Raw genomic sequence first — 12,996 nt, forward strand, 5'->3', positions numbered from 1 at the left:
GCCAAAGGACTATTGGCTTTTTGTGCAGTGCACATTGAAATGATGTGTGGGAACGTTCCCAATACGCCATAGCACCCCCTTCCCGGAGCCCGCCTTGCAGCCCTTGACCTCTCCAGCCCCCGTCAGCCGGGAACTGATCCGCCTGGATGCGCGGGCGCTCGACAAGGCCGACGCCATTGCCCAGGTGGCGCAGATGCTGGTCGCCGCCGGCTGCGTTGCGCCCGGTTACGAGGCCAGCATGGGGCGTCGTGAGGTGTTGGCGAACACCTTCCTCGGCCATGGCGTGGCCATTCCGCACGGATTGGGCGAGGACCGTCACCTGGTGCGCCGCGATGGCATTGCCGTGCTGCAGTTTCCGCAAGGCGTGGAGTGGAATCCGGGTCAGGTCACCCGCCTGGTGGTCGGCATTGCCGCCCAGTCCGATACCCACATCACCCTGCTGCGGCGGCTGACCCGGCTGATCCAGGACGAGGCCACGCTGCAGCGCCTGTTCACCACGGTCGATGCGAGCGAGATCATCAACGCGCTGGCCGGCGATGTTGCGACCACGGCCCCCAATGCGCCAGTGACGGACCTGGCCGAGCGTTTCGACTGGACCATCGCCTACCCCAACGGGCTGCACGCACGCCCGGCCACGCGCTGGGCCGAGACGGCGCGCAGCTTCGCGGCCCGCGCACAGGTCCGTGCGGGCGATCAGGCTGCCGATGCCAAAAGCCTGGTGGCGCTGCTGCAGCTCGGGTTGCGCCATGGCGACGCGGTCAGCGTGTCTGCCGAGGGCGCCGATGCCCCAGCCCTGCTGGCCGCGCTGCGTAAGGTCATGGACGGGCTGATTGCGCAGGAAAAGGCCGATGCCGAGCGCGCGGCGCAGCGCAAGGCCGCGCCGGTTGCGGGCTGGAATCCGCCTGACGCACAGGCGGCGATCGTCGGCATCGGCGCCAGCCCAGGCCTGGCGATCGGCCCGGTGCATGTGCTGGCCAGCACGCATGCCGACGTTGCTGACCGCCCCACCCCGCTCGGCGAAGGCGGCGCACGCCTGCAGGAGGCGCTCAGCCGCACCCGCCAGCAGCTGGCTGCACTGCAGGACGACACCCAGCGCCGGCTCGGCGCCTCGGATGCGGCAATCTTCAAGGCGCAGGCCGCGCTGCTCGACGACACCGATCTGATTACCCGTACCTGCCAGCTGATGGTCGAAGGCCATGGCGTTGCATGGTCCTGGCACCAGGCCATCGAGCAGATCGCGTCGGGCCTGGCGGCCCTGGGCAACCCGGTGCTGGCCGGACGCGCCGCCGACCTGCGTGACGTGGGCCGGCGCGTACTGGCACAGCTTGATCCGTCCGCGGCGGGTGGCGGCCTTGCCGACCTGCCTGCACATCCTTGCATCCTGCTCGCTGCTGATCTGTCGCCGTCCGACACGGCCAACCTCGATACCGGTCGCGTGCTTGGCCTCGCCACCGCGCTGGGCGGGCCGACCTCGCACACCGCGATCCTCTCGCGCACGCTGGGCCTGCCGGCGCTGGTCGCCGCGGGCGCGGAGCTGCTGACGATCAGCGCGGGGAGCGAGGCGATCATCGATGGCAGCAGCGGGCGCCTCTATCTGTCTCCGTCCGAGGCCGATCTCGCCTCGGCCCGTGCGTGGATCGCCGAACAGCAGCAGATCCGCGAGCGTGAAGCGGCGCAACGCGCGCAGCCGGCACAGACCCCTGACGGCCACCGCATCGACATCGGCGCCAACGTCAACCTGCCCGAGCAGGTGCCGCTGGCACTGGAGCAAGGCGCGGAAGGCGTCGGCCTGATGCGCACCGAATTCCTGTTCCTCGAGCGCGGGAGCACGCCCAGCGAGGATGAGCAGTACGCCACGTACGTGGCGATGGCCAAGGCGCTCGACGGCCGCCCGCTGATCGTGCGCGCGCTCGATATCGGTGGCGACAAGCAGGTCGCTCACCTGGAGCTGCCACGCGAGGAAAATCCGTTCCTCGGCGTGCGTGGCGCGCGCCTGCTGCTGCGCCGCCCCGACCTGCTGGAACCACAGCTGCGTGCGCTGTATCGCGCGGCGAAGGACGGCGCACGCCTGTCCATCATGTTTCCGATGATCACCTCGGTGCCCGAGCTGATCGCGCTGCGCGCCATCTGCGAACGGTTGCGCGCAGAGCTCGAGGCGCCCGAAGTGCCGATCGGGATCATGATTGAAGTCCCCGCTGCTGCGGCCCAGAGCGATGTACTGGCGCGCCATGCCGACTTCTTCTCGATCGGCACCAACGACCTGACCCAGTACGTGCTGGCGATCGACCGCCAGAACCCGGAACTCGCCGCCGAGGCCGACAGCCTGCACCCGGCCGTGCTGCGCGCGATCCGCGCCACGGTGGAAGGTGCACGCCTGCATGGGCGCTGGGTTGGCGTCTGCGGCGGCCTGGCCGGCGATCCCTTTGGTGCAATGCTGCTGGCCGGCCTGGGCGTGGACGAACTGTCGATGACCCCGAACGACATTCCGGCAGTGAAGGCACGCCTGCGTGGCAACGCGCTGATCGATCTGCAAGCACTGGCCAACACCGCGCTGGACTGCGAAACCGCCGAGCAGGTGCGCGCTCTCGATGGAGCGCGCGCATGAGCGCCCGTGCCGTCACCATTACCCTGAATCCAGCGATCGACCAGACCGTGCGGCTGGCGCACCTGCGACCGGGCAATGTGCATCGTGCCTGCAGCTCCCGCGACGACGCCGGCGGCAAGGGCATCAACGTGGCCGCCTGCCTGGCCGACTGGGGCGTACCGACCACCGCACTGGGCGTACTCGGCGATGGTAACGACGGCGTGTTCAGCGCACTGTTCGCCGAGCGTGGCATCGCAGACGCTTGCCTGCGCGTTGCGGGCCGCACCCGCACCAACATCAAGCTGGTCGAAGAGGCCAACGGCGAGACCACCGACATCAACCTGCCCGGCCTGTCACTGCGTGATGCCGATCTGGACGCGGTATCGCGCCGACTCGACGCCCTGCTCCAGCCGGACCTGCCGGTGGTGCTGTCCGGCAGCCTGCCGTCCGGGCTGCCAGCCGATGCATGGGCGAGACTGCAGGCGCAGGCGAGCGCCGCCGGTTCGCACGTACTGCTGGATACCAGTGGCGACGCGCTGGCCGCGGCGTTGAGCGGCGCACAGGGCGCACTGCCCTACGCGATCAAGCCCAACCGCCACGAACTGGAGGCTTGGACCGGTACGCCGCTGCCGGATCGCAGCGCCCTGCGGGCTGCGGGCCAGGCCTTGGTGGAACGCGGAGTTGCGCTTGTGGCGATCTCGATGGGCGCCGACGGCGCGTTGTTCATTGATCGCAGCGGCGCCCTGATCGCGCGACCGCCGCGACTGGCGCGCGGCAGCACGGTCGGCGCCGGCGATGCCATGGTCGCCGGCATCGCCGCCGCCTTGCTGGAGCCCTCCCTCGATCTGGCTGCCTGCGCACGACTGGCGACGGCGTTCTCGATGAGCCGGCTGGAAAGTGGCGACGCGCGACGGCTGGATCCGGCACAGGTGCGCGCGTGGACCGGCGACGTACTGATCGAGCAGTTGGATTGAAACCCCTGCAGAGGGAGCTGCGGCTGGCCCGGCCCCTCCTGCAAGGACGAACCCGAAGAATTCCAGGAGTGCCCATGCAAGCTTCCACCGTAGTCATCGCCGCAGGCGAACGCAGCATCGAGGCGGTTCTTGCCGCCGAAGCGCTGCGCCGCGCCGCCCGCCAGCAAGGGGCCGAACTGGCGATCGAAATCCGCAGCGACCAGGGCGTGACCGGGGCACTGCCCGCCACGCAGGCCGCCGCCGCAACGCAGCTGCTGCTGGTGGGGGAGGGTGAGGCGGATGCCGCGCGCTTCGGCAATGCCCAGGTCGTGCGCGCCAGCCTCGGTGAAGTGCTGGACGACCCGCTTGCCGCGCTGGCGCTGCTCGCAGCGACATCAGCAACCGCTTCCACCGCGGACGCCGGCAAGCGCATCGTCGCCGTCACCTCCTGCCCGACCGGCATCGCCCACACCTTCATGGCAGCCGAAGGGTTGCAGCAGGCCGCCAAGGCACTGGGCCACGCGATCCGGGTGGAAACCCAGGGCTCGGTTGGCGCGCAGGACGCATTGAGCGACGAAGAAATCGCTGCCGCCGACCTGGTGCTGATCGCCGCCGACCGCGAAGTCGATCTGTCGCGCTTTGCTGGCAAACGCCTGTTCAAGAGCGGCACCAAGCCGGCGATCAATGACGGCCAGAACCTGATCCGCAAGGCGCTGGCCGAGGCCGGCGTGCAGGCGGGTACGCCGGCTTCAGGCCGCACCACCGAAAAGGCCAGGGCCACCGGCCCCTACAAGCACCTGATGACCGGCGTGTCGTTCATGCTGCCGTTCGTTACTGCCGGCGGCCTGCTGATCGCACTGGCGTTCGCGCTCGGCGGCATCTATGCCTTCGACGATGCACACAAGGGCACGCTGGCCTGGTCGCTGTTCCAGATCGGTGCCAAGTCCGGCTTCATGTTGATGGTGCCGGCACTGGCCGGTTACATCGCCTACTCCATCGCTGATCGCCCGGGCATCGCGCCGGGCATGATCGGCGGCCTGGTCGCGGTCAACATGGATGCAGGCTTCATTGGCGGCATCCTAGCCGGTTTCATCGCCGGCTACGGCGTGCATTGGATCAACCGTGCGCTGCGCCTGCCGCGCAGCCTGGAAGGCCTCAAGCCGGTGCTGATCCTGCCGGTGCTTGGCACGTTGCTGGTCGGCCTGCTGATGATGTATGTGATCGGCACGCCGGTCGCCGGGTTGCTGGCCTGGTTGACCGACTGGCTGCGCGGCATGCAGGGCAGCAGCGCCATCCTGCTCGGCCTGCTGCTGGGCGGAATGATGGCGGTGGACATGGGCGGGCCGGTCAACAAGGCCTCCTACGCGTTCTCCACCGCACTGATTTCCAGCCAGGTCTATACGCCGATGGCTGCGACGATGATCGGCGGCATGACGCCGCCGCTGGGCATCGCACTGGCAACGTGGTTGTTCAGCAACCGCTTCACTGCCGAGGAGCGTGGCACGGCCGGTGCCGCGGGCGTGCTTGGCCTCAGCTTCGTGACCGAGGGTGCGATCCCTTACGCCGCGCGCGACCCGCTGCGCACCATTCCGGCGCTGATTCTCGGCTCGGCCGTGGCCGGTGCGATCTCGATGGCCGCAGGCGTCGAGCTGAAGGTGCCGCACGGTGGTGTGTTCGTGCTGCCGATCCCGAACGCGGTCACCCACCTTGGCGTCTACCTGCTGGCACTGGTGGCCGGCGTGGCCGTCACCGCGGTCGCGCTGCGCGTCCTCAAGAAGCCGGTCACGGCTCCCACCCTGTAAACGGAATCTCGCCCATGACCTGCTCTTCCCGCCGCCTGTTGCCGGTAGCGATCCTGCTGGCCCTGCCGTCCGTGGCCGCAGCCGCCGACGCGAGCTACGTCTTCACCCCCAAGCTGGCGTACACCGGCGAAGCGGCTGCCACGCTCGACGGCGGCAAGCGCAGCGGCACGGCGTATGCCGGCCAGCTGATGTTCGGCGCCGACGTGAACCTGGACGCTGCGTTTGGCTGGCGGGGCGCGACGATCAAGGCCTACGGCATCAACCGCCATGGCACCAACCTGGCCAACAGCCGTACCGGCAACAGCACCTCGGTGCAGGAAATCTACGGCGGCCAGGGCACGCGCCTGGCCAACCTGACGCTTGAACAGAAACTGCTGAACGACCGTTTGGTGCTGGAGGCCGGGCGCAGCGTCGCCAACATCCATCACCTCGGTTCAGAGCTGTGCCAGTACTTCCAGGGCAATTCGGCCTGCGGCAACCCGACCTACGTGTTCCGCACCAGCAGTTTCACCTGGTGGCCGGTATCGAGCTGGATGGCCGATGCCACGGCCTGGGTGACGCCCGATGTCTATGTGCGCGTCGGCGCCTACCAGGTCGATCCCAGCCAGGCCGAGGACGGCCAGCACGGCCTGAAATGGAGTACCAGTCAGGCCACCGGCTGGATCGTGCCCTACACGCTCGGTTGGCGCAGCCCTGCTTCGGCACGACTGAAAGCCCGCTACGAACTCGGTGGCTGGCAGGACAACTCGACCTATCTGGATCCGCTGCGCGATGCCAACGGCACCCCGGCGCTGCTTAGTGGCCAGGACTACGCGAACCGCCGTGGTCGCTCCGGGGTGTTCGCCCGCTTCGAGCAGCAACTCACCGGGGATGGTGCCGGGCGCGGCCTGACCCTGTTCGGTGCGGCGCTCAAGGGCACCTCCGGCCAGCTGATCGAGGATCATTTCCTGCAGGCGGGCGTGGTGCAGAAAGGCACGTTCGCCGGCCGGCGGCAGGACAGCATCGCGTTCGTTGTGACCCAGCAGAAGTACAGCAGCATCGCCTTGGAGGACCTGCGCCTTGCCCGTGCCGCGGCAGGCGGTAGCGGCACGCCGCACGGGAGCCAGGTGATGATGGAACTGAGCTATGGCATCCAGCTCACCCCGCAGCTCCGGATCGCACCGAACCTGCACTACATCGTGCATCCGGACCAGTTCAACGAACCCGCCCGCCAGCGCGACCTGCCGAATGCGTTGATCGCCGGCATGCGGGTTGATTGGAGCCTGTAAGCAAAGCCAATGGCGGCCTTCCTGCCGAACTGCGTGGCGCGAAACGATTGGAGCAGAATCCGCTGCATCCAATCCGCGCCCCGGGCCGTAATGAGGATGCCCGCGCATTGCGGGCGCCAATCCGAGGGTCGCACCGTGAACGCTCTCCAGCGAATTTCCGCCGCAGTCAGCCTCGCCGTCCTTGTTTCAGCAGCTTCTTCCAGCTTCGCCGCCAACACTGTCATGGTTGGTGGCGCAGCGATGTATCCGACCAAGACCATCGTCGAGAACGCCATCAACTCCAAGGACCACACGACCCTGGTCGCCGCAGTCAAGGCGGCGGGCCTGGTCGACACCCTCAACGGGGCGGGTCCCTTCACCGTCTTCGCCCCTACCAATGCAGCCTTTGACAAGCTGCCTGCCGGGACTGTCGACACCTTGGTTAAACCGGAAAACAAGGCACAACTGACCAAGATTCTTACCTACCACGTGGTGCCAGGCACCTACACTTCCGCGCAGCTCGTTGCAGACGCCAGGAAGCATGGCGGGAAGGCGACGCTGAAGACCGTGCAGGGCGAACCACTTACGATCTCTCTCCACGAAGGCAAGCTGTGGGTTATCGATGCCAAGGGAGGCAAAGCGGGCATCAGCATTGCTGATGTAGGCCAGTCCAATGGCGTGATCCACGTGATCGACACTGTACTGATGCCGAAATGATGCGGCTTTGGGCAGCGGGCATCCGGAACGATGCCCGCTACCAGCATGCTGAGCTGGGGGCCCCGCCAGTGGCGGCGCACCTTCCTGCCCGTGCCACTGAAACCAGCATTAGCGTGACGCGTCACGCGCAAATGAGGTTCAGGTTGCCGCTTTCCACCCTTTCGCCGCCGCGTCCAGTCGCAACGAGGCCAGATAGCGGCAGTACTTGCCAATGAAGAGGCCGGTGAAGCCCCCTGACAGCAGCAGGTAGGCCGCACTGGCGCCGGCATTGGCGATCAATGGCGGCGACACCGCGAATGCGACTTCGAAACCGTACTTCACCAGGAACGTGAGCAGCAGCAGGGGCAACACGCTGTAGTCCGCGTTGCGCCAGAGCGTTCCGGTGGCGCCATCCAGGGTCAGCTTCACGTGGCCCAGCAGCAGCCACCCCAGTGCCGCGCCGGTGCCGATGCCGGCCAACCACTCGCCCCAGGCGGTCAGCGACGCGCCGAAGCGATGACTGATCGACCACGCGCCCCACACAGCAAACAGGACGGGCACGATCGCCAGCTTCTGCAACGAAGTCTCACCCGGTTTCATGGCGGCGATGCCACGCGTAACCAGGAACGCCAGGAGCAGCCAGACCCAGATCGGCGTCTGCGAAGTGAGTTGCTGGAGCATGTTCATGAGCGGTCGCCTTGGTGGTTGGTGGCGAGGTGCCCTCGCCTTGGCGCTCACTATTCGCTTCCGCCCGGGTTGCAGCCAGTGACAGCTGTCAGTCTTCGGGTGTTACTGGGCGGTAATCGGGCGCATTCAGGACGCTCTCGATCCAACCCACATAGCGCGATACCCGAACGTTGTGCACCACCTGCCCGTAGAAGCCGGCCTCAAGGGCATGCTCCGGAACGGCGGTGATCCAGGAGCCCAGCCCCACCAGCTGCCAGACGCCGTGATCCTTGATCACCAATGGGCCGCCGCTGTCCCCGTTACCGAGCACGCCTTCAAGCGGCAGGCCCTGTGGCGGGGCATCGAACCGATACCAGAGATAGCGATCATTGCCACCGGTAATGGCGTTGTACGCCCGCCGCAGCGTGGTGCGATGCGGCCCGTCCGGTACCAGCCCCATCGCACCGTTGCCGGTGGCGCCCTTTCCGATCAAGGCGGCGACCTGCGTGACCTCGGCACTGCCGCGATAGAGCGACACGGGCTGCACATCGTTCACGGGGGCCGTGAGCCTGATCAGCGCAATGTCATCCGATCCGGCCAGGAACGCATGGATCTTCGCCGGGCTCCCCGTGGCCAGTGCTTCCTTGCCCAAGGCTTCCGGCATTCGCCTGTAGCCGGGATGCACGACCACACGTTCCACGCCGTAGTCCTTGCCGTTGATGGTGATGGCCTGCCCCATCCCTTCCATCGGCGCGGCATGCGCTGCTGTCAGCACCCACTGCGGCGCGATCAGAACGCCCTGCCCTTCGCCCGGCATGTCAGCCAGGGCGGGAAATTCTGATCCCTCGATCCGGTAACGGGCATCGTCCACGTCGTGGCGGATGACCATGGCCCCGGCAGCGAGCGGCAGCGCGGCAAGCGCGAGGAACAGCCAGCGGATCATGAGGGCCTTCATCCTTGCGGTCAGTCGCTGCAGCCTAGCCGAACACGCCGGGCCAAGGGGAGGCATCCGACCAGACTCCCGTGTTCGACGACGAATGCGGGAGAACCGGCCCCGAAGCCGGGGCGGCCACAGGCCGTTAACAGCCCCGCTCTATGCTGGAGCCTCATTGGAGACCCATGAGGTACGCGGCATGACCAGACTGCACACCCTGATGTTGACCGGCTGCCTGCTTGCACTGAGCCCACTGGCCTCGGCCGAAACCGTGAACCTGACCAACAGCGCCGACGGTGCCAATCGCGATGCGGGCATCGCGGCGGTCAAGAAGAAGCTGCAGGACGCGTGCACCGACCGCAAGGGCTCGCCCGATGCGGCTTCCTTCGAGGTGGTCTTCGAGAAGACCAGCGAGAACCCGAACGTACCCAAGCCGTACTACGTGGACGGCAAGATGAAGTGCGAACTGCCGGGCTGAAGGGCCCAGCCACGCGATCATCGATAGAGCATCAAACGTTGGCGGTCGACGTGCGCCGCCGGTACCGCTCTATCCAGCCCAGTGATGGCGCAATGCCACCGAACGGGAAGAAGTGCGGGCTGACCGGGCCATGGGCGTCCGTCAGCCCACTCAGCAGGCGATCCATGAACACCTCCGGCCCTGCCGTTCCCAGCAGCCGGCCGATCGAGATGCCGTACCGCGCCAGCATCGATGCACTGGCACCCACGCCGCACATCGCGGCGTAGCGCGCCAGCCGCGCAATGCTGGCCGGGCCCGGCACGCCCACCAGTACCGGAACCGTGATGCCACGGGCGCGCAGCGCATCCAGCCAGGCCAGCACGATATCGGCATCGAAGGCGAACTGGGTGATGATCAGCGGTGCCATGCCCCGCGCCTCGATGGCCTGGCATTTGCGTTCCAGCACGCGCCAACGGTCCTCGGCGTTCATCACCGGATGCCCTTCCGGATGCCCGCCGATGGCCACAACCTTGATGCCGTAACGCTCAAGAAGGCCAGTCTCGATGATCGAGGTACTGTCGGCATACGGACCTGCGGGCGTGGAAAGATCACCCGCGATAAGCAGGCACGTCTCTACCCCCGCTTCGCTGGCGGCGCGTTCCAGGAACCGCGCAAGCGCCGCACGCGACGCGATGCGGCGGGCAGAGAGATGGGGCATCGGTTCGAAGCCGAGTTCGCGCACCGTGCACACGGCCGCCAGCCGGGCGTCGTCGTCCTCGCTCGCCAGGTAAGGGATCGAGATCGTCGTTCCCGGAGCGATGCGATCCGCTTCCGCGTGTAGTGCCGGCATGGCCTTCGCGCTCACTTCCAGAGAAAACGCGTCGATGAAGGTTTCCGTCCGCTGCGATCCAGGTGCGGGCATCAACGGGCTCCGCCTGCATTGCCGGCGATCGGCGTGCTGTTCCGGGCCAGCTCGACGAAGGCCTGCAGATAGTCGATACCCGTATCGGCCTCACGCGCACCCAGGTAGATCTGCTTGGGAATGCCCTTCGCCCCCAGGCGCACCGGCACCACGTCCATGCGTGCGGCATATTCCTCCACCAGCCAGCGCGGCATCGCGGCCACGCCACGGCCGCTGGCCACCATCTGCATCATGATGTCGGTGGTTTCGATGGTCTTGTGGCGCCGCGGCGTGATGCCGGCCGGCAGCAGGAACTGGTTGTAGATGTCCAGGCGCTCGAACGGCACCGGGTAGCTGATCAGCACTTCCTGGCCGAGCTGACGCGGCTTTACGTGGTCCACCTTGGCCAGTGCATGGTCCTTGGCCACCACCAGCACCTGCTCGTAGTCGAACACAGGCACGAACTTCAGGCCCGGCTTCAGCAGCGGATCGGGCGTGACCAGCAGGTCGATCTCGTAGCCGAACAGTGCACCGATACCGCCGAACTGGAACTTCTGCTTTACGTCCACATCCACGTCCGGCCAGGCGGCCAGGTACGGCGAGACGATCTTCAGCAGCCACTGGTAGCAGGGATGGCATTCCATGCCGATGCGCAGTGCGCCGCGCTCGCCCTGTGCGAACTGGCCCAGGCGCTCCTCGGCCAGGTCCAGCTGCGGCAGCACGCGGTTGGCCACCGCCAGCAGGTACTGCCCGGCCTGGGTCAAGCGCAGGCTGCGGCCTTCGCGCAGCCAGACATCGGTGCCGAGCTGCTGCTCCAGCTTCTTCATGCTGTGGCTGAGGGCTGACTGGGTCAGGTTGAGTACGCCGGCGGCAGCGGTCAGCGAGCCCTGCTGCTCGACCTGCTGCACGATGCTGAGGTGGATCCGTTCCAACATGACGATGAATACCGCTCATGGATTGGTGAAGTAATACCATTTTACGTCATGGAAGGGCATGACTAGGATCGGGTCATGCCTTCGGTTGCCTGCCAGCCCGGTCACCTCGCCGGCCTGCAGGACTGCGCCCCCGCAGATCGCCCGAAGGAGTTCCCCCTCCTGCTGAAAGCGAACAGATGACCCGCCCCCTCCGTATCGTCGCCGTCTCCGGCGGACTGCAGCGCCCCTCCAGGGCTGCAACCCTGGCCGAGTACCTGCTGGACCTGATCGGCGAGGACGTTGCCTGCGAGCCGCACCTGATCGAGCTGGGCGAACTGGCGCCGCAGTTGGCCGGTGCGCTGTGGCGCTCGCAGCTGCCCGAGGCTGTGGAGCGGCAGCTGGTGGCCGTTGAACAGGCAGACGTACTGGTGGTGGCCACGCCGGTCTACCGCGGTTCGTACACCGGCCTGTTCAAGCACTTCTTCGATTTCATCCACCAGGATGCGCTGGTCGACACCCCCATCCTGCTGGCCGCCACCGGCGGCAGCGAGCGCCACGCACTGGTGATCGACCATCAGCTGCGGCCGCTCTTCAGCTTCTTCCAGGCGCGCACCCTGCCCCTCGGCGTCTACGCCACCGACCGCGATTTCGCCGAGGGCCGCGTGCACAACGAGGCCCTGATCCAGCGCGCACGGCTGGCAGTGCAGCGGGCACTGCCCCTGCTTGCCCTGTCCCATCGCGCAGCGCCTGCCACTGCCGAGACCGCTGCAGTGCTTTGAATGCCGAATGCCAGCGACCCGCATTCGGATGTCACCCCCGCAACCCGGAACGCCGCCCATGACGACCGAGAACTTCACCTTCAGCATCACGCGCATCCCTTTCAACGAGGACTACCAGCCCGCTGACGGCACGCGCATCACCACCAACTTCGCCAACCTGGCTCGCGGCGAGTCCCGCCAGGAGAACCTGCGCAACACGATCAGCATGATCAACAACCGCTTCAACGATCTGGCGCACTGGGACAACCCGAGTGCGGACCGCTACGCCGTTGAGCTGGACATCATCTCGGTGGAGATGCACATCGATGGAGCCGACGGCAGCGATCCGTTCCCGCTGATCGAAGTGCTGCGCCCGACCATCGTCGACACGCACACCGGCGCGCGCACCGAGGGCATCGTCGGCAACAACTTCTCGTCCTATGTGCGCGACTACGACTTCAGCGTGGTACTGCCGGCCAGCAACGAGGGAAAGGCCACCTTCGGCATTCCGGAAGGCTTCGGTGATCTTCACGGCAAGCTGTTCCAGCACTTCCTGGAATCGGAGGCCTACCGCGCCAATTTCAGCAAGGGGCCGGTAATCTGCATCAGCGTCTCCAGCAGCAAGACCTACCATCGTACCGAGAACCACCATCCCATCCTGGGCGTGGAGTATCGCCAGGGCGAGTTCTCCCCCACCGACCAGTACTTCGACAAGATGGGCCTGCAGGTGCGCTATTTCATGCCGCCGGGCAGCGTCGCGCCGCTGGCGTTCTACTTCCAGGGCGACCTGCTGGGCGACTACTCGAACCTGGAGCTGATCGGCACCATCAGCACGATGGAGGCATTCCAGAAGATCTACCGGCCGGAGATCTACAACGCCAATTCCGTGGCCGGCAAGGTCTATCAGCCCAGCCTGAAGCACCAGGACTACTCCTCCACCCGCATCGTCTACGACCGCGAAGAGCGCAGCCAGCTGGCGGTCAAGCAGGGCAAATTCACCGAAGAGCACTTCATCAAGCCGTATCGCGCCGTGCTTGAGCAGTGGGCTGCCCGCTGATCCACCGATTCCCCATTCGCCCCAGGA

General features: G+C 66.7%; 12 protein-coding genes. 8 read left to right on the top strand and 4 right to left on the bottom strand.

Annotation, left to right across the window (positions count from 1 at the left end):
* Positions 1-94: 94 nt before the first annotated feature.
* The 5 genes from ptsP (at position 95) to ACZK2R_RS11640 (ending at position 7,303) form a co-directional block, all read left to right on the top strand.
* Entirely contained in the window at positions 95-2,605 is a 2,511-nt protein-coding gene (gene ptsP / locus ACZK2R_RS11620; protein WP_180837121.1) for a phosphoenolpyruvate--protein phosphotransferase, read from the top strand.
* Positions 2,602-3,558 carry a 1-phosphofructokinase gene (pfkB, locus tag ACZK2R_RS11625; RefSeq protein ID WP_180837124.1) on the top strand — a complete coding sequence of 319 codons (957 nt, stop codon included), beginning with the start codon at positions 2,602-2,604 and terminating at the stop codon, positions 3,556-3,558. Before ptsP ends, pfkB begins: the two co-directional genes overlap by 4 nt.
* A gap of 74 nt (positions 3,559-3,632) precedes the next feature.
* On the top strand, positions 3,633-5,339 hold the full coding sequence (locus tag ACZK2R_RS11630; protein ID WP_180837126.1) for a PTS fructose transporter subunit IIC: 1,707 nt from the start codon (positions 3,633-3,635) through the stop codon (positions 5,337-5,339).
* 14 nt (positions 5,340-5,353) lie between these two features.
* Positions 5,354-6,607 carry a carbohydrate porin gene (locus ACZK2R_RS11635; RefSeq protein WP_180837128.1) on the top strand — a complete coding sequence of 418 codons (1,254 nt, stop codon included), beginning with the start codon at positions 5,354-5,356 and terminating at the stop codon, positions 6,605-6,607.
* Between the two features lie 96 nt (positions 6,608-6,703).
* Positions 6,704-7,303, top strand: a complete 600-nt coding sequence (locus ACZK2R_RS11640; protein ID WP_198283157.1) for a fasciclin domain-containing protein — start codon at positions 6,704-6,706, stop codon at positions 7,301-7,303.
* A 138-nt stretch (positions 7,304-7,441) separates the two neighbouring features.
* Here the strand turns inward: ACZK2R_RS11640 and ACZK2R_RS11645 are convergent, their stop codons facing one another.
* Both ACZK2R_RS11645 and ACZK2R_RS11650 read right to left on the bottom strand, forming a co-directional pair.
* Positions 7,442-7,969, bottom strand: coding sequence for a DUF6622 family protein (locus tag ACZK2R_RS11645; RefSeq protein WP_180837130.1), 528 nt, complete (start codon positions 7,967-7,969; stop codon positions 7,442-7,444).
* A gap of 88 nt (positions 7,970-8,057) precedes the next feature.
* Positions 8,058-8,891, bottom strand: a complete 834-nt coding sequence (locus tag ACZK2R_RS11650; RefSeq protein WP_180837132.1) for a S1 family peptidase — start codon at positions 8,889-8,891, stop codon at positions 8,058-8,060.
* Between the two features lie 190 nt (positions 8,892-9,081).
* Between ACZK2R_RS11650 and ACZK2R_RS11655 the strand changes: the two genes are divergently transcribed.
* Positions 9,082-9,360 carry a hypothetical protein gene (locus tag ACZK2R_RS11655; RefSeq protein ID WP_032127271.1) on the top strand — a complete coding sequence of 93 codons (279 nt, stop codon included), beginning with the start codon at positions 9,082-9,084 and terminating at the stop codon, positions 9,358-9,360.
* A gap of 31 nt (positions 9,361-9,391) precedes the next feature.
* Here ACZK2R_RS11655 and ACZK2R_RS11660 read toward each other — a convergent pair whose 3' ends face one another.
* Together ACZK2R_RS11660 and ACZK2R_RS11665 are read right to left on the bottom strand one after the other, a co-directional pair.
* A complete protein-coding gene (locus ACZK2R_RS11660) occupies positions 9,392-10,261 on the bottom strand; it encodes a methylenetetrahydrofolate reductase (RefSeq protein ID WP_180837134.1) in 870 nt (289 codons plus the stop codon).
* The gene (locus ACZK2R_RS11665; protein ID WP_164079535.1) at positions 10,261-11,175 is read right to left on the bottom strand and encodes a LysR family transcriptional regulator; all 915 of its coding nucleotides are present in this window, start codon (positions 11,173-11,175) and stop codon (positions 10,261-10,263) included. The genes ACZK2R_RS11660 and ACZK2R_RS11665 overlap by 1 nt, the downstream gene beginning before the upstream one ends.
* 176 nt (positions 11,176-11,351) lie before the next feature.
* Between ACZK2R_RS11665 and msuE the strand changes: the two genes are divergently transcribed.
* Positions 11,352-11,933, top strand: coding sequence for an FMN reductase (msuE, locus tag ACZK2R_RS11670; protein WP_032127268.1), 582 nt, complete (start codon positions 11,352-11,354; stop codon positions 11,931-11,933).
* A gap of 58 nt (positions 11,934-11,991) precedes the next feature.
* Positions 11,992-12,969: a DUF1852 domain-containing protein gene (locus ACZK2R_RS11675; RefSeq protein WP_121503311.1), complete on the top strand. Its 978-nt coding sequence runs from the start codon at positions 11,992-11,994 to the stop codon at positions 12,967-12,969.
* The last annotated feature ends 27 nt before the right edge of the window (positions 12,970-12,996 follow it).

The organism is Stenotrophomonas sp. 96582_Sma (genome assembly GCF_056480905.1).

Bases quoted from the DNA above. Each gene is read 5' to 3' on its own strand.
- ACZK2R_RS11640 (WP_198283157.1), top strand. From the start codon at position 6,704: ATGCCCGCGCATTGCGGGCGCCAATCCGAGGGTCGCACCGTGAACGCT.
- ACZK2R_RS11630 (WP_180837126.1), top strand. From the start codon at position 3,633: ATGCAAGCTTCCACCGTAGTCATCGCCGCAGGCGAACGCAGCATCGAG.
- pfkB (WP_180837124.1), top strand. From the start codon at position 2,602: ATGAGCGCCCGTGCCGTCACCATTACCCTGAATCCAGCGATCGACCAG.
- ACZK2R_RS11635 (WP_180837128.1), top strand. From the start codon at position 5,354: ATGACCTGCTCTTCCCGCCGCCTGTTGCCGGTAGCGATCCTGCTGGCC.
- ACZK2R_RS11660 (WP_180837134.1), bottom strand. From the start codon at position 10,261: ATGCCCGCACCTGGATCGCAGCGGACGGAAACCTTCATCGACGCGTTT.
- ACZK2R_RS11650 (WP_180837132.1), bottom strand. From the start codon at position 8,891: ATGATCCGCTGGCTGTTCCTCGCGCTTGCCGCGCTGCCGCTCGCTGCC.
- msuE (WP_032127268.1), top strand. From the start codon at position 11,352: ATGACCCGCCCCCTCCGTATCGTCGCCGTCTCCGGCGGACTGCAGCGC.
- ACZK2R_RS11665 (WP_164079535.1), bottom strand. From the start codon at position 11,175: ATGTTGGAACGGATCCACCTCAGCATCGTGCAGCAGGTCGAGCAGCAG.
- ACZK2R_RS11645 (WP_180837130.1), bottom strand. From the start codon at position 7,969: ATGAACATGCTCCAGCAACTCACTTCGCAGACGCCGATCTGGGTCTGG.
- ACZK2R_RS11655 (WP_032127271.1), top strand. From the start codon at position 9,082: ATGACCAGACTGCACACCCTGATGTTGACCGGCTGCCTGCTTGCACTG.
- ACZK2R_RS11675 (WP_121503311.1), top strand. From the start codon at position 11,992: ATGACGACCGAGAACTTCACCTTCAGCATCACGCGCATCCCTTTCAAC.